The following is a 20,562-nucleotide window of genomic DNA, read 5'->3' as shown; positions in this document are numbered from 1 at the left end:
GGTGTCAGGCAGGGGCGCGCTTCATCATCATGCGCGCGGCCAGCTCGATTTTGCGGCGAATATCGTCACGGCTGGGGTCGATCTCCAGCACCCGCTGCCATTCCCTCATGGCTTCAAGATACTCACCGCGATTGGCAAAGATCACGCCCATGTTCTCATAGGCGGTGGTATCCGAGGGATCCAGCTCCTTGACCCGCTGGTAGGCACGGCGGGCTTCTTCATACATGCGATTGCGGAAATAGGCATTGCCCAAAATGCTGTGCGCTTCTTTGAAATTGGGATAGCGCGCGATCGTCTGGCGAAATTCCGCGATCGCCTCGTCGAACTGCCCGCGTTTGTAATAGCGCAGACCGGTAATCAGCAGCTTTTCGCGCTCTTCCTCGCTGGGTTCACCGTTTCTGCCTGACGGAGGTGGTGCGGCCAAGGGAGCCGGCGCGGGTGCAGGCGCTGCATCCGCAGCGGAGCGAAACTTGGCGGTGACCACCGCGGGTGACGCATCAGCAGGAGGTGCTGCGCTCACCGGCACGGATTGTTCCACATGCCCGGTTGGCGGCTGCGCTTCTGCCACCGGCGATTCCCCGGGTGCACCGGTAAAGTCATACTGCAACAACTCGTCAACCTCGACGAACGGCAGTGCCGAGGTTTCGGTGGTGATCGGCGGCGTGGTGCCGGTCAATGCCGCCGGTGCAGGACTTGTGTCTTCATGCGCCCCGTTGGCCGGCGGGGTGTCGGCCGCGGGTGTGCCATCTTCAAAGCCAAAATTCGACTCGATCTCACTCTGCAGCAGATCGTCGACCGCAGAGTAGATGTCGTCGTCACCACGGTTGAGGATAAGACCGCTGGAGTCTTCCTCGCGCGGACGCCCGCCAGAGCGGGCGTCCTGCACAGCCGGCTCGGGAAGCACTACAGGCGCAATATCCGGCGGCTCAGGCACGACCGCCGGCGGCACGGTTGGCTCATCGATAACGCTGCTGCCGGCAAAAAGCTCGGCAAAATCCAAATCTGTGGCCGCAATGGCGTCGAGACCGCCGGTGGTGGTGCTGTCGGCGACCGGCGTTTCCGGGGCGGCGTTGAAATCAAAAATCGTGGGATCGACCGACAAGTCCGGCGGCGGCACCTGTTCCGCAACCGGTTCGTGCACCGGCACGCCGCTTTCTCCGCCGGTCTTGGCCGAGTCCCGGCGGCGCCGCGAGATGACGACGGGCGTCTCCACCGGGCTTTTTTCCGGCACGACGCGCGCCTGGCGTTCGCGGGCAGGCGGCTCGATCGTGGCCGGTTTTTCGGATGGCAGTTTGGTTTTGCTCTCGGCGGGAACCGGTTCGCCGGCAGGCGGCCGGGTGATGATGACTTCGCCCTTGAGTGTCAACATCGGCGTGCCCGGCGGTTTCATCGGCCGCTTGCTGCGCATGCCGCGCGCAACAAACGCCTCGCGCAGTTGCCGGGTGTTCAGCCGGCTGCGCACCAGCTCGTCATAAATTTTGTTTTCGCTGATGACGCAGAAGTCATACTTCTCGGTGTTGAGCTCTTCACTGATGCGCTTGGCACCAAATTCGGGATTGTGCTTGATGATGTCGTAAATCTTGATTTTGTCTTCGATGGCGATGTGTTTGGCTTCGACCGAGGTTTCGCTGTCAATCTCAAAATTTTCGAAACCCTTCTCTTCGAATTCTTTTTTGTATTTGTTGTAATAGGCGTAGGTGGTGATGCCGGCGGTTTCACAGGCCACGCGAATGCTGGCACCGGCGAGAATCGCCAGATGTGCCTGCTTGGCACGCCGCAGCTCCTCCTTTTCCGGGGAGGTTTTTTCCTTGATCGCGACCAGGGTGATGTCATCCGACTGGGGGGCGCCCTCGGTGAACGACAGGATTTCGTCCTTGATTTTTTCGACAAAGGGTTTTACCCGCAGATGGCCGTAGTCGCGGATAATTTTCAACAACCGTTCTTCGCCAAACAGCTCGCGCCGGCTGTTCATCGCTTCGGTGATGCCGTCGGTGTAGATGAGCAGGATGTCATCTTCCATCAGTTGGATGGTGTCGCTCTCAATCGACTTGCGGAACAGGTCTTCATCGGGAAGCTGAATGCCCACCGGGAAACCGCGCGGATTAAGATAGTAGGTCCTTTTCGTGGAGGCGCGGTACAGGATCATTGGGTTGTGACCGGCACTGGCGTAGTTCAGCCGCCGTCGCTTGCTGTCGATGATGACGTAAAACAGCGTGACGAACATGCCCTTCTTCACGTCGCCGCTGACGAACTTGTTGACCCGGGTCAACACTTCCGCGGCATCCTTCACGCCGCGCGCCTCGGTGCGCAGCGCGGTGCGGATCATGGTCATCACCAAACTGCCCGGTACGCCCTTGCCGGAGACATCCGCCACCACCACGCCCAGCGTGTCCTTGTCGACTTCGACGAAGTCATAATAATCCCCGCCCACTTCGCGCGCGGCCTCGTAATAGCTGGCCAGCTCGTAGCCCTCCAGCTCCGGGAAATCGCTGGGCAGCAGCGTTTGCTGAATCTCCTGCGCCACCTGCATTTCGCGCTGCAAGCGCTCTTGATCAGCCAGGTTTTTCTGCGATTCACGAAACTTGCTGGTGATCTCTGAAAACGCCTGCGCAATCTCTCCGATCTCCGAGGAGTCGTCGATGTCCATCTCGTCGCCGAGCTCGCCATGACCGGCCCGCCGGATCCACTCCGTCAGCTTGCGCAGCGGATTCATCAACATGTAAATCAGGAGAAACGAGCCGATGCCGGCCGCCACGGTCACCACGATGGCGAACCGCGCCTGCTCCCACCGCTGTGCGGCAACGCGGGCCCGCAGATAGGCGGCAGCGCCGCGGACATGCAGAGTTTTGGTGCCGCCCATGGCATCCTTCACCGGCAGAACGCTGGTGAGATCATAGACTTCGGTGGGGCCGGCGGGGGGATTAATGATGCCGGGGGCTTGATACAATTGAATGCCGTCCGCGACGACTTCCCCCGGCGTCACCGATTTGCTGTAGGGCAGAAACAGGGCGGCGGTGTTGTTGTGGCCGATGATCTCGTCGTGCTCATTCACCAGCACGATGTCATAAAGCAGATTGTTGTAGGGCCGGTATAGACTGCCCAGGAGGTTGACCAGGGCATCGCCCGTCACGTCATCCAGGACTTCCGGCTGCTCGCGCAAGGCTTTGGTGACCTGGGATTCGACGGCACGCAGGGTGTTCAGAAAGGCTTCGCGCTCGGTGCGTTCCAGCATGAAAAAGGAGTAGAAATAGCCCGCGGTGATCACCGTGAGCAGGATGCCGAAGGTGCGCAGCCAGTACTTGGCCTTGAGCGAAAAGGGGATGGCCTTGACCGCGGAGGCGATGGGTTTGGCCAGGCCACGATGCAGGCGGGCGCTGTCGCGCATCTTGGTCAGGCGCAACTCATTGCCTTCTTCGGTTTTGCGGTAATCGACCTCGTCCATGAGCTTGCGCATCATGAAAATGCCCAGACCGCCGCGCTTGCCGATTTGCACATAGCGCTGCAGATCGGGGGCCTGCACATGTTTGGGGTCGAAGTATTTGCCCTGATCGATCAGGCAGATGGTGAGGCTGTTTTTCTTGATCAGCGCGCGAATGAGAATGGAGCCGCCCCCTTCGACTTCGCGGTAGGCATGACGGATGACGTTGGTGGCGGCTTCATCGATCGCCACTTTGAAGTTCTTGATGACTTTTTCGGAAAAGCCGTACTTCTTCCCGATGCGGCTAATGAACTCACGCAAATCCGCCAGGTAGTCGATATGAGCCGGAACTTTGAGTTCCTCTTTGACGATTTGCTTGAACAAGAGGCTTCTCCGATAGGCCCATGCAGGCATGGTCGCTTGCGGGCGGGGGACCCCGGCCGGAAACACGCGGGTGGCGCAAAATCAAGGCACAAGGAGGCACGCCGAGGCGCGCTTCCTTGTGCCCTTGCGGGCCGCCGCCCGTCAAAACATCGGCATTTTTTGCGAGAGATGCAAGTCCGGCGTTTACTTGCGCAGCTTGTCGCGGATGAGATCGATCAAATCCAGGATGCGTTTGTTGTAGCGCTGCTGGCGCTGGATTTCCTCGAGCATCTTGAGGGCCTCCTCCGCGCGGCCGCTCTTGTTGAGGCGCAGGGCTTCCACATATTTGCTGCGAATTTCCTCGCTGGCGAAGGCTTCCTCGCGCGCATTCAGGCGGGATTCCGCATCCCAGATGTATTTGTCGATGGTTTTGTTGCTTGGTTCCGCCTCCTTGGCACGCTTGAACGACTCAATGGCCTCGGCATAGCGGCGGTCGATGTAATACTTCACGCCCTGGTTGAAATGCTGGCCGATGGTGAGTTTGCGGTCCAGCTCCGCCACTTTGGCGGCAATGGCATTGCGTTCCGCGGCGCTCAACTCGGCTTCATTCAGCAGGCGGTTGTACGTTTGAATGGCTTCGACATTGTTGCCCTGCGCCTCGTAGGTTTGGGCCCGGCGGCGCATCTCCGCCACCCGGTTTTCCATCAGAGTTTTGGTGCGCTCGATCCAGCTCTTCAGCTCGGTGTTGTTCGGCACGCGCACCAGCCCGGCCTCCCAGGCATCGATCGCCTGGCGGTACTGTTCCACGTCGAAATAGCGCTTGCCTTTTTCGAGTTGCTGCGCCACGAACATGCTGTCGGCACGCGCCACCTTGGCGGCCTCGGCCTGGGCAATCTCGGCCTGTTTGCGCGCCTCCTCTTCCTCCATCTTCTTTTCCGCCCGGCTCTTCCACACCAGCGCGTCTTCGTTGTTGGGGAAGATGTTGCTGGCCTGCGCGAAGTTCAGGCGCGCCTGGAAATAATTCTGCTGCTGGAAATAGGTCCGGCCCTTGCCCATCAGCTCGTCGAATTCCGTCTGCTGCTCCAAACGGCGCTGGTTCTCGATCTGTTTAGCAATACGCTCTTTTTCCCGGTCGCGCGCAAGCTGAATCAGCTCATTTTTCGTGCGGCCGAAGTGGATCGTCAGGCTCACACGATGTTCCATGCCGAACACGCCGAAGCTTTCCTCGTTGGCATATTTGCCCATGGCATAATCGATCTGGAAATTTTGGTAGACGACGCCACCGCCATAGCTGAAGACGGTGCCGTTGTATCCGGCGCGCAGCATGGCCTGGTTGCGATAGATGTACTCGCTGCCAAAGGCCATGCGGCTTTCAGCCTGCGCCCGCTGTTCATAGCACAGGGAAAGGTTGAGGGCGTCGCCGCCTCCCCCGACATGAATGGGCTTGGCGAGACCGGCGCGCAGCAGCCGCGGGAAAGTCTCCTCCGCGGTCCCTAATGTCAACGGCGTCATCACCAGATTTTCCAGCGCCACACCCAGTGCCAGGTCCTGCAGCGGGCCCTCGCCGAGATCCGGGCGATAAACCACGCCTAGATCAAAAGCCACGCTCGCGGTCGGATCAGACTGGATCGAAATCACCTGCCGGTCGATTTTGAGATTGGCACCGACCGAAAGTCCAAAGTTCAGACTTTTGGCGCCGCCAATAATAATGCGATCCTGGCCAAAGCTGTTGTTCTCACTCAGAATCTCGCCGTCGTCCCGCACGTGCTTAATGTCACCCACGTCCCAGTGCAGCCAGCCGACGCCAAAGGTGCCGTAATTGAGCGTGGGATGCACATACCCGACAAAGTGATATTTGGTGCCGTCGATCAGCGGGGTGTAAAACAGGGCGATATTCTTTTGCTGGATGAAATCCAGGCCGCCGGGATTCCAGTAAAGCGTGGTGGCATCCGTTGGCATCGCCACTGTAGCCCCCCCCAGGCCGATGGCGCGCGCACCCACGCCCAGGACAAACAGGGGATGCGTGCCGCCCTCCTGCCCCTGGGCGGGCAGGGCCAGGAGCGCGCTGGCAAGGAAGGAAAGCCAGGCCGGCAGACCTTTTCTCACGTGACAAACCCGCCCGCCCTCACGGCCGGGATTGTTCGCATTGGTTTGCAGTTGCATCATGTCGTCACCTGCTGGGATTCTGAACGTTGACCGGCCCCGCCTGCCGGGGGTAGTGCCGGTTGGAGTTCTCTCGCGATGTGTCATGTCAACATCACTCAACAACCCGTCATGCCTTCTCGAGCCGCCGGCAGCTATTTCACCACGGCGACTTTGGTGGTAGTCACTCCAAACCTGGTTTTCAAGATGGCAACATAAACACCATTGAGCACCAGATTGCCCCCGCTGTTCAGGCCGTTCCACTCAATGTGGCTGCTGGCAAAGGAGCCGCCGCGGCTGCCCGCCCGGCCTTGCGGATCAGTCGCTTTGTAAGATTTTGCATATACCAACTCTCCGAGCAGGGTGAAGATGCGAAATTCCACCTCGGAGTCCTGCGGCAGGAAGTAATTGAAACGAGTGACCACACTGCCATCTGCACGTGGCGCGAAGGGGTTGGGATAATTGTAGAACGAAGTTTCGAATTTGTCGTCGAACGGCACCAAAGTGGCCGAGGCCAGCACAAAGTCACTGCCGCTCAAGCCCTCGCTGCTCACCACCTGCACCCGCGGCTGGGGCTCAACTTCATCGATGGCTTCGATGTTGTCACTGTTGATGAAAGCCAGCTTGAAATTCTTCACTGACACGTTATCCGCAATATCGACAAGCACATCGACCAAATTCGGCACGCCGCTGTGCAAGCTATCATGCCGGGTGAAGGAGACAAGCAGGGGATTGGTGCCGGTGATCGCGGACAACTGCCCATACTGAACTGCCGGGTTGGCATGCGATACCACCCGCAGGCGCTTGATGGCAGCGCTGGGCGGAATGGCGTTGCCGTTTCGATCAAGCAAATGAAATGCCAGTGCTTTCAACAAAATATTGCTGGAAGTGGCACGGCCATCATTGAGAAGGCGCAGCGTCATCGCCGGCACATTTTCCTGGCCGCGTGCCACCGGACCGTCCTCCGGGCCGCCCTCGCTGTGGCTCAGGGCAGCCACGATCAGACGCTTGGGTTCCGTTTGAATCGAAACATTGGCGCGCTGCACCCGCACCTCCGCCGGACGATTGGTGTTTTCGTCAAAGGGCAGCGGCTCTTTCAGCTCCAGTAGAATGTTCTCCTGCGTGGTCGAGGGCGTGCTACGCGCCTTGATGCGCCAACGTACGCTTGCTGCCGTGGTATTTTGTTCCAACGGCTCCGGGGTGGCATACCCCTCCGGCAGTTGAATGCCGAAGCGAAAAGCCGTATTGACCTGCGCCGTCCCGAGATTGACCACGCGCGCGGTGATCGTGAAGATTTGGTTGAGCCCAACCACACCATCCGCCGCGGCCGACAGCGGTTCGGTAATCTGCCCTTCCAACGCCAGCGTGGCACGCGCCACCACATTGATTTTCAACGGCGGCGATACCGCCAGCAGCTCTTCTCCGCTGTTGCGGTCCCTGCCGCTCACGCGCACGTGCATGAGCTGGCCGGTCATCGCAAGCAGCGGTGCTTTCAGGCGCCAGGTGGTGCTCACCTTGGTGGAATCCAAAGAGCTGATGAAAATCTCGCGATTGTCGATGACTTCGAAAGTCGCCGGGAACAACTCCGCCTTCACGCCCACCAGCTTACGGCCGGAGATGGTGGCCTGCACCTTGAATTCCTGCTCGGTGCTGACCGTGCCATCGGTGGCGCCTTCGGGATCGGAAATCACGAGTGCGATGGGATTGATGGCGGCCGCCAGTTCGGTCCGCACCGGCAGGCGCTGCAAGCCTTCATTTGCCGATTCCGCCCAGGCCGCTTCCAGGCCGATGTTCTCATCAAACGGCCGTTTGGTGATGCGCAACGTGAGAAAGTCCGACACTGTGGGCGTGGCCGGCGCTTGTGCCAGCCATTCCACCACGCCATCCACGGGAATGTAGCGTTCCAACTCATCGAGCGCGACCACGCCTGTTTGTCCCAATTGCAGCGCGACGCGCGCAGAGTCGACCACGCCGGCGCGGCCGAGATTGCTCAAGCGCGCGCGGATCTTGAAAGTCTGTCCCACCGACAGTTCGTCTTTCAGCTCAACATTGTCTTTGTTGTACAAGCTCACGCTGAAATCCAGGCGGGCTTTGCTCACGGTGGTGACGGCAAGAGTATCGCGAGCGGTGACAATCGTGCCCAGACCGGTGCGTCCGGAGGCGACGACCACGAACTGGCGCGCGGTTTCCGCCGGTTCACCGGGCGCGGCGATTTCCCAGCGCACGGTATCGGGCAATTCTGCTTCGGCCGGCACCAACAACAGCAGGGGCGTGGGGGATTCACTGGTCAAATTGTAACCGGCGCCGCCCGGCAGGAGGAGCTGAATGCGGCGATCACTCAGATCACGGCTGCCCTGCAGGGTTGCCACCAGCATGAATTCCTGGCCGGTGGAGACGGTACCGTCGCGTGCACCGGCCGGCTCGCTGATGTAGGTTTTGAGCACGCTCAAATCCGATTTGACCACTTCCACCTGCACTGAATCGGCGTCATTTTCGATCTCCGCCGAAAGCCGGCTGTTCAAATCCATCGGCACCGTGGTCATGCGCACCACCAGCGGCGTGAGCTGGAGGGGTATGTCGGGTGCGCGAATGCTCCACGATACACTGTCAGCCACCGTGAAAGACTGTTCGTTCCCGCCCGGCACCGGGCCAATGATTTCAAAGCCGCTGGGCAGGAACACGGTGAGACGACCGCTGCCATCCACCGCCGCGGCATTGGCACGGTTGCTCACGCGTGCCGACAACCGGAAAATCTCACGCGTGGTAAGATCCTGCTTCTCGACGCTGGCTGTGAGTGCCAGCCGCGCGGGCAGTTGAATCCGCACCAATGCCGTGGTATCGGTGCCGGAAAAAATCAGTGCCGGCCCGCCACTGCTGGCGGCGGTCGCGGAGAGAATACGCGCCACGAAGCGCTCATTCGTGACGCCCGGGGTGGGGACGGCAGCAGCCTGAACAGCAAAACTCAGCATGCCGCGCTGGCGCAGTGGCAGCCGTGCAAGCATTTGTTGCGGCGTCGGAATCAACGAGCCGCCATCCGTCGCAAGCTCGACCAGCACGTTTTCGACATCTTCGAAACCGCTGTTTTCGATCTCGACGTTCACCCGGAAGTTTTGATTGGTATTGACCAGACCGACGCTGGTGCCGGCAAAGAAATTGTTGACCACCGCCGTGGTGGTGCGCACAAACACCGCCGCGGTGGTGACGATCTCGAACTGGCTGTTGCGGCTGTCCCGCAGTCTTTGATTGTTGTTGACGTCCACACCATTGGCCGCCACCTGCAAGGTGGCCAGGCCGCCCAGGCCCCCGGTCCTGGTCACGGTGTAGATCAACGTATCGACTTCGCCGGGTCGCAGCAGCAAATCCCCACTTTTCACCAGGGCCGCAGGAGGCGTGATGACGTAGTCTTCCTGCACAACATCATTGATCTTGATGACGATGTCGGATTTCTGTGGGGGATCGAGCTTCACCACCGCGCCACCGGTATCCTGCACCACCGCCCGAATGAACCAGGGAACGCCGGACTCCGCATTCACCTTTGTGATCGAGGGGATGACTTTGCTGAGATACAGGCCGGCCGGCCGCTGCACAATCACCGTCTCGGAATGGTCCACCGGCGGGGCGAGATTCGCGGTGGTGAGGGTGTTGCCTGCCGTCGCCGCGGCGATCGTGGCCGTGATCACTTCATTGGGATTCTCGCTCGCGCTCGCACTCAGGGTGAAATTGACCGTGCGCGCCTGCAAGCCGGGCACGCCGCCCAGCACCGGCCGCTCCGCCGGATTGCTCACCGAGCCGCCGCTGCTCGCCAGCCGCACGCGCACGTCCTGCGTGCTTTCCTCGCCGGAATTGTAAATCTCCACCTGCACGCCAAAACTCTGGTTGGTGTTGACGCGTGGCAAATTCGGCGCGGAGTTGGGGGTGAGAACCGTTGAAAGAATTTGCAGCATCGCCGGAGTCTGCACGGTCACGCTCGTTCCCCCACCGCTGTCGGTGTCATCGAGGCGCACCTCCCCGCTGTTCAACTCGGTGGCACGCAGCCGGGCCGTGATGCTGTTGGGGCCGGTCTGCGTACCGGTGCGGGTGATGCGGAATTGCAGGGTGGCCGAGGCCCCGCCGGCGATACGGTTCCCGCCGCCCAACAGGGCGGTGGGATACTCCACGACATAACTGCCACCATCCGTGCCGAAATCGATGCGTGTTTCTGCCGGCGCGAAATCGACCTGCACTTCGCTTTCCCCGCGATTGGTCACGTTCAGATCAACCGTCCAGGGTCGGGTTTGTTCGCGCGTGAGGGTGCTCTGCGAGGCCGCCAGCGAGGTGATGTCCAGCAGGGCGGGTGACTGCACCACAAAGCTGCCACTGCTGCCATCGCTCACTGCCTCGATGGTGCGGCCGTTGGATTGATCGATCACACGCACCAAGCCAATCACCGTGGTCGGGCCGCGTTTGATGCCGGTGCGCCGGATTTCAAAACGCAATGAGTCCGTGGCTTTGGGCGCCAGAATCACCCCTCCCGAACCGCGGAAGGTGGCGGGTTTCACAATATCATACTCGCCGGTCACCTGGCCGCCATTGAACATCTGCAAATCCACACTCTGCAGCCGCACGTCGAAATCGCCGTTGTTGGTGACCGTCATCATCACGAACCAGTCCTTGTCCATGTTTTGCGTCACGGTCGCCTGGCTGCTGCGCAAGCTCACCACCTGCACCTGGCCGGCGCCGGTCACGGTCAGCTCATTGGTGTTGGTGGTGAGATTGGTGTTGAAGCCGTTGCCATTGTGCGAACCGCGCAATTCAATCGTGGGCGTGTAGGTGGTCTTCGGCATGTCCGCCGGGACGACCTGTTGCTGGAACGTCAGAATCGTCGTGTCATTGCCCGCCAGGCGGGTGGTCATGTTGGCATCGAGATTGGCGAGGTAGCTCACACCGCCACTGCTGAAGCGCAGGCGCGTGAGGTTGGTGAGCAGCTCGACTTCCGCCGTGCCGCTGTTGATCACGCCGACCTTGAAGGCGTAAACCCCGCCGTTGTTCACGATCTTCGGAGTCAAGCTGCCGCCCAGATAGGTGACCACCGGAATGGTTTGCACCTCCACCAGCGTGCGGCCAATCGTGGTGTCGGCCACCGTGACATTGCTGTTGGTCTCGATCGCCGCCACTTTGGGCCACAATCGCACGAAGCCGGGGTTGCTGCCGGTGATGGTGACATTGAACCGCAGACTGTCGGTGCGGCCACCCAGCAGCACGGGTGAGGAAGTGCCCAGCCAGTACGCCGGCTGCAACAACGCGGTATAGCCGCTTTGAAATTGATTGCCCAGCCGGAAACGCAGATTGGTTGAGGTATCGGCGCGCACACTCACCTGGCTTTCGCCATGATTGCGCACCGCCACCACCACATTCCAGGCCATGGTTTGACCGGCCGTCACCTTCACCTGCGAGGGCCGCACGCTGACAATCTCGAGCAACGCCGCGCTTTGCACCGTCACCGATCCGCTGCCAATGTTCGAGGCCAGCTCGCGGTTGCTGTTGAGCTCGACCCCTTTCAGTCGCAGGGTGAGCGGCTGCGAGCCGGTGAGCAGGCCGGTCTGCGTAACGGTGACGCGCAACGTCTTGGTCGCGAGTCCGGCGATGATGGAATCGCCGTCGGCAAAGCTGCGCGGCTTGTCGAAAACATAGCCCTGGCTGCTGCCCACGGCCACGGCGATCGAATCCGGTTTCAGCTTGATCGCGCTGCCACCGCTGTTGGTCACCGTCGCGGTGATCGTCCAGGGGAAGCTGCGGCCGGCCGTGACATTCGGCTGCGAAGCCTGCACCGCCACGACATTCAACACGCCGCGGGTTTGCACATTCACCTCGCTGCCGCCGCCATCGTTGGTATCATCGCTGACCTGCAGGCCGGTGCCGGAATCCATGCCGCGCGCCACCCCCGAGATGCCCGCGATCCCCGGCGTGCTGCCGGTTTGCGTAATCCGGAAGATCAGCGTGCGGGTGGAATTGCCGGGCAGCACCGTGCCCCCGCCTTCCATCGTCGGCGGGGCAATGGTGTATTGCGACGTCACGTTCTGACTGCCGATGGTGAAGGTCAGGCGTGTCGCGGCCAGATCGAGGTTGACATTCGAGGGCGCGAGATTCTGCAGCACCATTCGGACATTCCACTCGCGCGTCATGCCCACGGTGACCTCGCTCTGCGAGGGCGTGAGCGAGACGATGCGGAAGGCGTTGCCTTCGATCACCACCCAACTGTCGGTGGTGGTGGCATTGAGGTCGCTGGTGAGCGCCACCGAGTTCGAATCCCTGCCATAGACCGCGGCATCGAGCATGATCGTGCCGGTGCTGGCACCCAGGCCGACATTCACGATGAAGCTGAAATCTTTCGCCTCATTGCCGGCAAGCACCGTGGGATTGCCGGGGTTGGCCGCGACAATATAGTCGCCGGTTTTGTCCAGCAGACCCTGGGAAAATTTCAACCGCACACTGTCGATCACCGCCGGCGCGGAATTGCTGATACCCAAATTGTTGGCAATGCGCACCGTGACCGCGATGCCGGTCTGGCCGCGCGCCACCGTGTCGCGTGCGGTGGTGACCGATTGCACCGTCAAACTCGCCGGCCGCAGAACCGTCCAGGTGTCCTTGTTGCTGGCGTTGTTGGAGCTGACCGGGGTGCCGTTGATGGTGCCGGAGACGTTGCCGTTGATCGTGATCAGTTCCAGCGCCGCGCCCGGCTTCACCGTCACATCGAAAGACAGCGAGCGCGTCGAGTTACCCGGAATGCTGGTGGGGTTGCCCACGCCGGGTGTCACGATGTAGTCCGCTGTGCGATCCACCGTGCCCTGAAAGGTCAGGCCGCCGGCGAGATCCTGGATCGTCGCCGTCCCGAGGTTTTGCACCGACATGCTGACGTTGATGCCGCTCTGGCCCTGCGACACAAAAGTCGGATTGGTGGAGATGCTGACGATGCTCAGGCTGCCGAGCGTGATCGTCGTGCTGCCGTTGGCGCTCAAGCCGCTGGTGACATTGATGGTGGCCGAACCGCCGAGCGTGCCGGCGCGGAAGGTGAATTGCAACCGGCTCTGCGCAGTGGTCGCGATCTGATGGCCGGGCGTCTCGCTGTCCACGTCCGGCTCCACGATCGCACCAAACACCTGCGGCGTAATCGAAACCGTAAAAGTCCGGCCCGGGCCGACGAGATTGCCCTCGGCATCACGGATGAGCGAACTGGTAATCACGGCCGTGCTGGCACCATCTGCCGGCAAACTTGCCGGCACGGGCGTCAGGGTGACCGCGCCCTTGGGTGCGCCCGGCAAAACCGTGATGACGCCGGTTTCCGCGGCTATGCCCGGGCTGTAGGTCCCCACAATCTTGCCGGCCACCGAGCCGTCCGCCGCACCGGCGGAAGGAGCAAAGGTGAAAGAAGAACCCGTGCCGCTGGCCGGTGGTGCAAGGGTGCCGGTGCTCGACCAGGTCACCTGCACGTCCCCGAGGTAGTTGTTCCCGACATCATAGCCGGCCGCGTAAATGGCGATTTCCTGATCGGTGTTCATCGTGCGGCCGGGGTAGGGCGCGCCGCCGTTGTTGGGCGCGGTGCGCAACACGATGTAGGACACCTGGCCGCGGATGACGCTGATCGTGCCGCTGTTGCCGTTGATCACTGCCGGATTCGGATGCAGGGTGCGGATCGAGCCCGTGCCTTCGGTCACTGCCGTAAAAGTGGTGGAAATTCCATTGTTCGTGCTGAGATTGCCGATGCTGCCATCCAGGCTCCAGTTCACCACCTCATCGGAAATGTAGTTGTTGTCAGCATCATAGCCGCCGGCATGCACGGGCAGCGTCTGCCCGGGATTCAGCGTCACGTTGCCCTGTGGGGCAGTTTCACCCACCAGACCGCTCAACACCACGACGTGATGCAACGCCCCGACATTCACCGTAATTGTACCGGTGTTGTCGAAGCCGGCGCTCGCATGCGTGGCGCGAATGGTGCCACTGGCGGGCGCCTTCGTCGGCCGAAACACCACCACCGTACCGCTGGCAGTGATGGCCGGCAACAGCGTGCCGGCACTCGACCAGGTCACCGACTCATCCCGGATGTAATTATTGTCGGCATCGAAGCCGGCGGCATGCAGGGTCAATTCCTGATCGGCGGTGAGGGTCTTGTTGCCCAGTTCCCCACCCGGCCCGGCGGGGCCCTCCACGACCTTCACATAACTCAGGGCACCCGGGGTCACGGTGATGGTGCCGGTCAAGTCGCTGCCGGCATTCGCGTGCGTGGCGCGAATTTGTCCGGCGCCCACTTTGGTGGCATTCAACGTGGTGGAAAGGCCGGACGTCGGGGTCAGCACACCGATGCCGTTGGTCACGCTCCAGTTCACCGAAACGTCTTCGCGATAGTTGTCATCGGCATCAAAGCCGCCCGCGTGCACGGTCCGGCTCTCGTCGGTGGTGAGCGAATCGTTTTCCAACTCCGCCGTTTGGCCACTGCCACCGAGCAGGACTTTGATGTGATGCAGCGCCCCGACGCTGATACTCAGATCGCCGGTGACGTCATCGGTGGCAAACGCATGATCCGCCTGCACTCTCCCCGTGCCGGGCTGGCGCAGCACCAGCATCGTCGCGCTGCCGCTGATGGTGGTCAGTGTGCCAATGTTGTTGGTCACCGTCCAGGTGACGTTTTGGTCGCCGAGATAATTGCCATTGGCATCATAGCCGGCGGCGTGCAATTCCAGCACGTCATCGGTGGTCAGGCTGAGATTGCCCAGCTCCGGACCATTGCCACTGGGGCCGCGCACGATCCGGATGTAGCTCAGATTGCCGGCGATCACCGTGATCGGGCCGGTGGCGTCCGACTCCAGCGTGGGATGCGTGCCGGTAATCACGCCGGTGTTGGGTGTGGTGGCGGTAAACACCGTGCTGCTGCCGACACTCGTGCTCAACGTGCCGATATTTCCGCTCACCGACCAGCTCACGCTCACGTCGCCGATGTAGTTGTTGTCCCGATCGAAACTGCTGGCATGCACCGGCAGGGTTTCGCCGGTGGTGAGCGTCGGGCTTTGCACCTCGGCGGTGTTGCCCGACAAATTGTTCAAAACTTTGATGCGAAAAGCCTGGCCGCGATTGACCGTGATCACACCGGTGCTGTCATCCGGCACCGAGCCATGATCGGCAACGAGGCGGCCGCTGCCGGGCACGCGCGGGTCGAAGTCGGTCACCGTGCCCACGGTGGGCGTCACCACGCCGATGCCGTTGCGCACCCGCCAGGTGACGGATTCATCGCCCAGGTAATTGCCCTCGGCATCGTACCCCGCCGCATGCACTTTCAACAGATCATCCGTGGTCAGCGTGCGCGCACCCACTGGCGGGCCATCGCCGCTCGGGCCTTCGACAATGCGAATGCGTGCGAGATTGCCGGCATTCACTTGAATCGCGCCGGTGGTGTAATCGATCAGGCTGGCGTGATCGGCGGTGATCTGGCCCGAACCGGCGCTGCGCGCGATGAAGCGCGTGGCCATGCCACTGGACGGATTCAAATCGCCGATGCCACCCGTGACACTCCAGGTCACGGACACATCCTGAATGTAGTTGTCATCGACATCGAAGCTCGCCGCGTGCATGTCAAAGGTGGCGCCGGTGGTCAAATTCAAAGTGGTCACCACCCCGCTGTTGCCGGCCGTGCCGGCAAGAATCTTGACGCGAAAGGCGGCGCCCGGCGTGATGGTGATCACCCCCGAGCTGTCGTCAATCACGCTGGCATGATCCGCCACCAGCCGGCCGGTGCCGGTTTTTTTGGCATTGAAAATCGTGGTGCTGCCCGTAACCGGGGAAACTTCGCCAATGCCGCTGCCGGTCACCGTCTGCACCAGCCAGGTCACCGTCTGGTCGCCCGCATAATTGTTGTAGGCGTCATAACCGGCAGCCCGCACGGTCAACGATTGATCGGCATTCAACGACTTGGCCCCCAACTCGACGCCGTTGCTCTCCACGATCCGCACGCGCTGCAGCGGCCCGGGATTCACATTGAAGCTGTTGGAGGTGCCGGTTTTGCCGCCGCCGCTGGCGGTGAGTGTGAGACCGTTCTGTGCCCTGGTGATCACGGCATTCGTCACCGTCACGCTCGTGCCGTTCATCGCCACCGTCGTGGGGGAAAGCGTGCCGGTGGCCTCGCTCAGCGTCAGCGTGCCGATGAAACTGACGTCGTTGCCGTTGGCATCCCGGGCGGTGATGGTGAAGCTGAAGGGAGCCCCCGCCGCCTGCGTGCCGATGTTGCTGAACACGAAACGATCCAGGCCCGCGGCATTGACATTGAAAGCATTCGACGAGCCGGAATGCCCGGCGCCGTCATTCACCGTGATCACGCGGTTGCCACCCGCCTGCGGCACCGTCACCGCCTCGGTGCGCACGCCCGCGCTGAAGGCGCCGCTGTTCGCCGGCTGAATCGTGCCGCTGTTGATGGCGATGCTCACCGTGCCGCTGAAATTCATCACCGTGTTGTCATATTGATCCTGCGCCGTCAGGATGAGCGGGAAACTCTGACCGGCCACCTGATCCGTGAGCGGCGCGATATGAAACTTGGTCAGAGCCGCATGGCTGACGTTGAACGCATTCGAGCTGCTGGATTTGCCCACTCCGGTGACCGTCAGGCGGTTGTTGCCCGCACTTTTGGTGATCGTGAAATTCTGCGTCAGCGTGCCCGCCGTGAAGGGATTGCTGGTGGCCGGCGAGACCGTGCCGGTGCCATCGCTCACCGTCACCGTGCCGTTGAAGCCAGTCACGGTGTTGTTGCTGGCGTCCCTGGCAATGATGGTCACGCTGAATGGCACGCCCGCGGTTTGATTGCCGATGGTGCTGATGTCAAAATGATCGACGGTGCTGGCAATCACGTTGAAGCTGTTCGAACTCCCGGTCTTGCCGCTGCCACTCACGTTGATGCGATTGGCCGTGCGCGTCTGCGTGATGGTCACGCTTTCGTTGCGCACGCCGCCGATGAACGCACCGCTGCTGGCCGGCGCAATCGTGCCGGTCAAATCGGAGAGCGTGACCGCGCCGTTGTAGCCGGTCACGAGATTATTGTAGACATCCAGCGCACGCAGGGTGATGGTGAAGGGCACGCCCGCCGCCTGGTCGGTGATGTTGTCGATCGCGAAGTGATCGAGTGCGGCCGGCACAACATTGAACAGGTTGGACGTCCCGCTTTTGGCCGGCACACCGCCGCTTGCGGTCAGTTGATTGTCGCTGCGCGCCTGCGTGATCGTCAGGCTTTGCGAGGCCAGCACGCCGTTGCTGAAATTCGCCGTGGTGATATTCAGACCGGTCAGATCGGTGAGGATCACGGGTTGATTGAAGCCGGTCACCGTGTTGTAGTATTGATCCCGCGCTACAATTCTGATGGTAAACGGCGTGCCGGCGGTCTGCGTGCCGATGGCGTTGCCGCTGGTGTTGGTCAGGCTGAAATGATCCAGCAAATCGGGATTGACCGTGAAGGCGGCGGATTGGCCGACCTTGCCACTGCCGCTGGCGGTGATCACCACGCCCGTCTGCGCTTTGGTGATGCGCGCATCGGAAATCGTGCGGAAGGTCTGCCCGCTGAACACCAAGGCAGAGGCGGTGAGCGTGCCGGTGTTGTCGCTCAGCGTCACCGTGCCGGTGTATGCCACCTCATTGTTGTTGGCATCGCGGGCGCGCACCGTCACGCTGAAATTCTGGCCGGCGGTCTGCGTGCCGATGGTGTCGATGACAAAACGGTCGAGTGAGCCGGCATTCACCGTGAAGGGATTCGATTGCTCGCTGAATCCTCCATTGGAAACTGTAATCTGGCGGTTGGTGCCGGAGTTCGAAATGCTCACGCTGCCGTTCCACACGCCGTTGATGAAGTTGCTGCTCACGTTGGGTGAGATCGTGCCGCCGCCACTGACCGTCAGATTCACGGTGCCGGTGAAACCGGTGACCGTGTTGTCATGGGCATCCACCGCCCGCACAATCACCGGGAAAGGCACACCCGCGGTCTGTGGCGAGGCAATGTTGGCAATGCGAAAATCCGCGTGCGGCCCGGCGTTCACTGCAAAATTGTTGGATACCCCGTTGCGCGCCGGCGTGCCGCCGCTCACCGAAATGGCATCGGCGCTGGACGTTTTGGTGATCGTCACCGTGAGCGAAGCCAGCTCACCATTGGTGAAATTGCCGCTGCTCGAAGGAACCAGACTGCCGGTGGTGTTGGACATGGTCACCCCGCTGTTGAACGAGGTCACCACATTGTTGAAGGCATCGCGGGCAACGAGCTTGATCGTGAAACTCGTGCCGGCCGTCTGGCTTGCAATGTTGCCGCCCGCGGCGCTGGTCACGTCGAAATGATCCAGGTCCGCGGGCGCAACGGTGAAGCTGTTCGATTGCGCCGGCTTGGCGCTGCCGCTGGCGGTGATCACCACATTGCTCTGTGCTTTGGTGATGTACGCCGTGGTGACGGTGAGTGACGCCTGATTCGAAAAGGTCACGCTGTCTGGTTTCAACGTGCCGGTGTTGTCCGTCAACGTCACCGGGCCGGAAAACGCCACATCATTATCATTTGCGTCTTTGGCGCGAATCGTCACACTGAAATTCTGCCCGGCAGTTTGATTGCCAACCGGATCAATGACAAAATGATCAATGCCATTCGCCGTGACATCAAACGGGGTGGAAGTTTCGTTGAAGCCGTTCCCTGAAACTGTGATGACGCGACCCGAGCCGGTGTTGGAAATGCTGACGCTGCCGTTCCACACGCCTGCCACAAAATTCCCGCTGGTGTTGGGAGTAATCGTGCCGCCACCGTTTACTGCCAGATTCACAGTACCGGTGAAGCCGGTCACGATGTTTTCATAAGCATCCACCGCACGGACGACCAGGGGAAACGGCACGCCCGCAGTTTGCGGGCTGCCCACCGGGTCCAGGCGAAAATCTGCATGCGGCCCGGCCAGCACCGCGAAGTTGTTCGACACGCCACTCCTGCCGGTGGCACCGTGGCTGACGGTGATCGCGTCTGCGCTGGCGCTCCTGGTGATCGTCACGGTTTGCGAGGCCAGGATGCCGTTGGAGAAATTCCCGCTGCTGGCGGGGGAGAGGCTGGCCGTCGTGTTGGACAACGTCACCGCGCTGCCCGGCCCGCTGTGTGAGGTCACGATATTGTCGTGGCGATCGCGGGCCACAATCCGTATCGCAAAAGCCGACCCGGCAGTCTGGCTGCCCAGGCTGCCACCGCCGGTGCTGGTTACTTCGAAATGATCGAGCGCGGCGGGATTGACCGTGAAGCTGTTGGATTGCCCGGTTCTGCCGCTGCCGCTCGCGGTGATCACCACATTGGACTGTGCCTTGGTAATCATCGCGTTGACGGTTTTTGTGGCTTCGCCGGCGAACAGCACACTGGTGGGAGTCAACGTGCCGGTGTTGTCGGTCAAGGTCACCGTGCCGCTGTAAGAAACATTGTTGTTGTTGGCATCCCTGGCGGTGATCGAGAACAGAAACGAGTTCCCGGCAACCTGCGGGTCGGGAATCACCGACAAAACAAAACGATCGAGGGCACCGGCGTTCACGTCAAAGAAATTGGACTGGCCGTTTTTGCCGCCGCCGCTCACCGTAATCCGGTTGTTGGTGGAAGCCTGTGTGATGCGCAGGGTTTCGGTGCGCACGCCGAGATTGAAGGCCCCGCTGGTGACCGGGGTCACCGTGCCGGTCAGATCGGCAATCGTCACCGGTCCGGTGAAAGTGGTGACGGTATTGTTGAGGGAATCCTGGGCGGTGAAGGTGACGGCGAAACCCGCTCCCGCCGTTTGTGGTGTGGCAATCAGAGAAACGCCGATATGGTGCAGCGGCCCGGGATTCACCCGGAACGCATTCGAGCTGCCCGTGTGATTGAGACTGTCTTTCACGGTGATGATGCGGCCCTCGCCGGCCCGGGTGATGACGACTTTCTGCAGCCGCTGGCCCAGCACAAAGGTGTCGCTCAGCGCCGGGGTGATGGTGTCGGCATTGAGCGAGATTGAGACTTTGCGCTTGAAGGTCTTGACCAGATTCTCATAAACGTCGCGTGCCGAAATAGTGATGAAAAACGAATCGCCCGCGGTTTGCGTGGCCACGCTGTCGATTTTGAAATGATGCAGCGGCGCAGCCGCGATGCGGAAGAAGGCCGAGCGGGCACTGTCGATGGCCACGCCGGCGGCGTTCAGCGTCTGCACAAAAATTCGGAAGCTGTCCGCAAGCGTCGAATTATAGACGATGGCAACGCTGAACACCGCGGTGTCGCCGGCGGCGAGCGCGGTGCCGGTGCTGTCGCGCGTGAGCGTGATCACGTGATTGGTGTCGGCGATCGCGGCATAACCGCCGTCCAGGCCGTTGTCGTTGAATGCCGCCGTCACCGTCGAATCCACGAAGCTCGGAGGGAACGACAGGCGGATTTTGCCGTTGGCGGGAATGCCGGCGCCCCCCGGGCCGCCAGTGAGACTGGTGATGAAACTGATTTTGTAGATGGCACCCTTGCCGGCAGTGGTGTCGGAGGGCGTGACCGTGACTTGCGTTAGACTTCCCTGTCCGAAGGCGGGTGCGGTGGCGAGAAACAGAGCCAGCCCCAGGATGCGCCAGCTTGGCGCCGCAACCCGCTGCGCGGCAATCTTCATGACTTGCATTGCTGA

3 protein-coding genes are annotated in these 20,562 nt (G+C 61.3%); all 3 read right to left on the bottom strand.

The annotated features are described in order from the left end of the window. Positions 1–4: 4 nt before the first annotated feature. The gene (locus tag ONB52_06930; protein MDZ7415882.1) at positions 5–3,802 is read right to left on the bottom strand and encodes a SpoIIE family protein phosphatase; all 3,798 of its coding nucleotides are present in this window, start codon (positions 3,800–3,802) and stop codon (positions 5–7) included. Positions 3,803–3,985: 183 nt separating this feature from the next. Then, complete coding sequence (locus ONB52_06925; protein MDZ7415881.1) at positions 3,986–5,947, bottom strand: PorV/PorQ family protein; 1,962 nt, start codon at positions 5,945–5,947, stop codon at positions 3,986–3,988. Positions 5,948–6,078: 131 nt separating this feature from the next. Beyond that, positions 6,079–20,556: a hypothetical protein gene (locus ONB52_06920; GenBank protein MDZ7415880.1), complete on the bottom strand. Its 14,478-nt coding sequence runs from the start codon at positions 20,554–20,556 to the stop codon at positions 6,079–6,081. Between the last annotated feature and the right edge of the window lie 6 nt (positions 20,557–20,562).

It is taken from the genome of candidate division KSB1 bacterium (genome assembly GCA_034506255.1).
Taxonomy (GTDB): Bacteria; Zhuqueibacterota; Zhuqueibacteria; order Zhuqueibacterales; family Zhuqueibacteraceae; genus Coneutiohabitans; species Coneutiohabitans thermophilus.
Note: the sequence above shows the minus strand (reverse complement) of the source record. Positions and strands in the feature narration are given on the sequence as shown.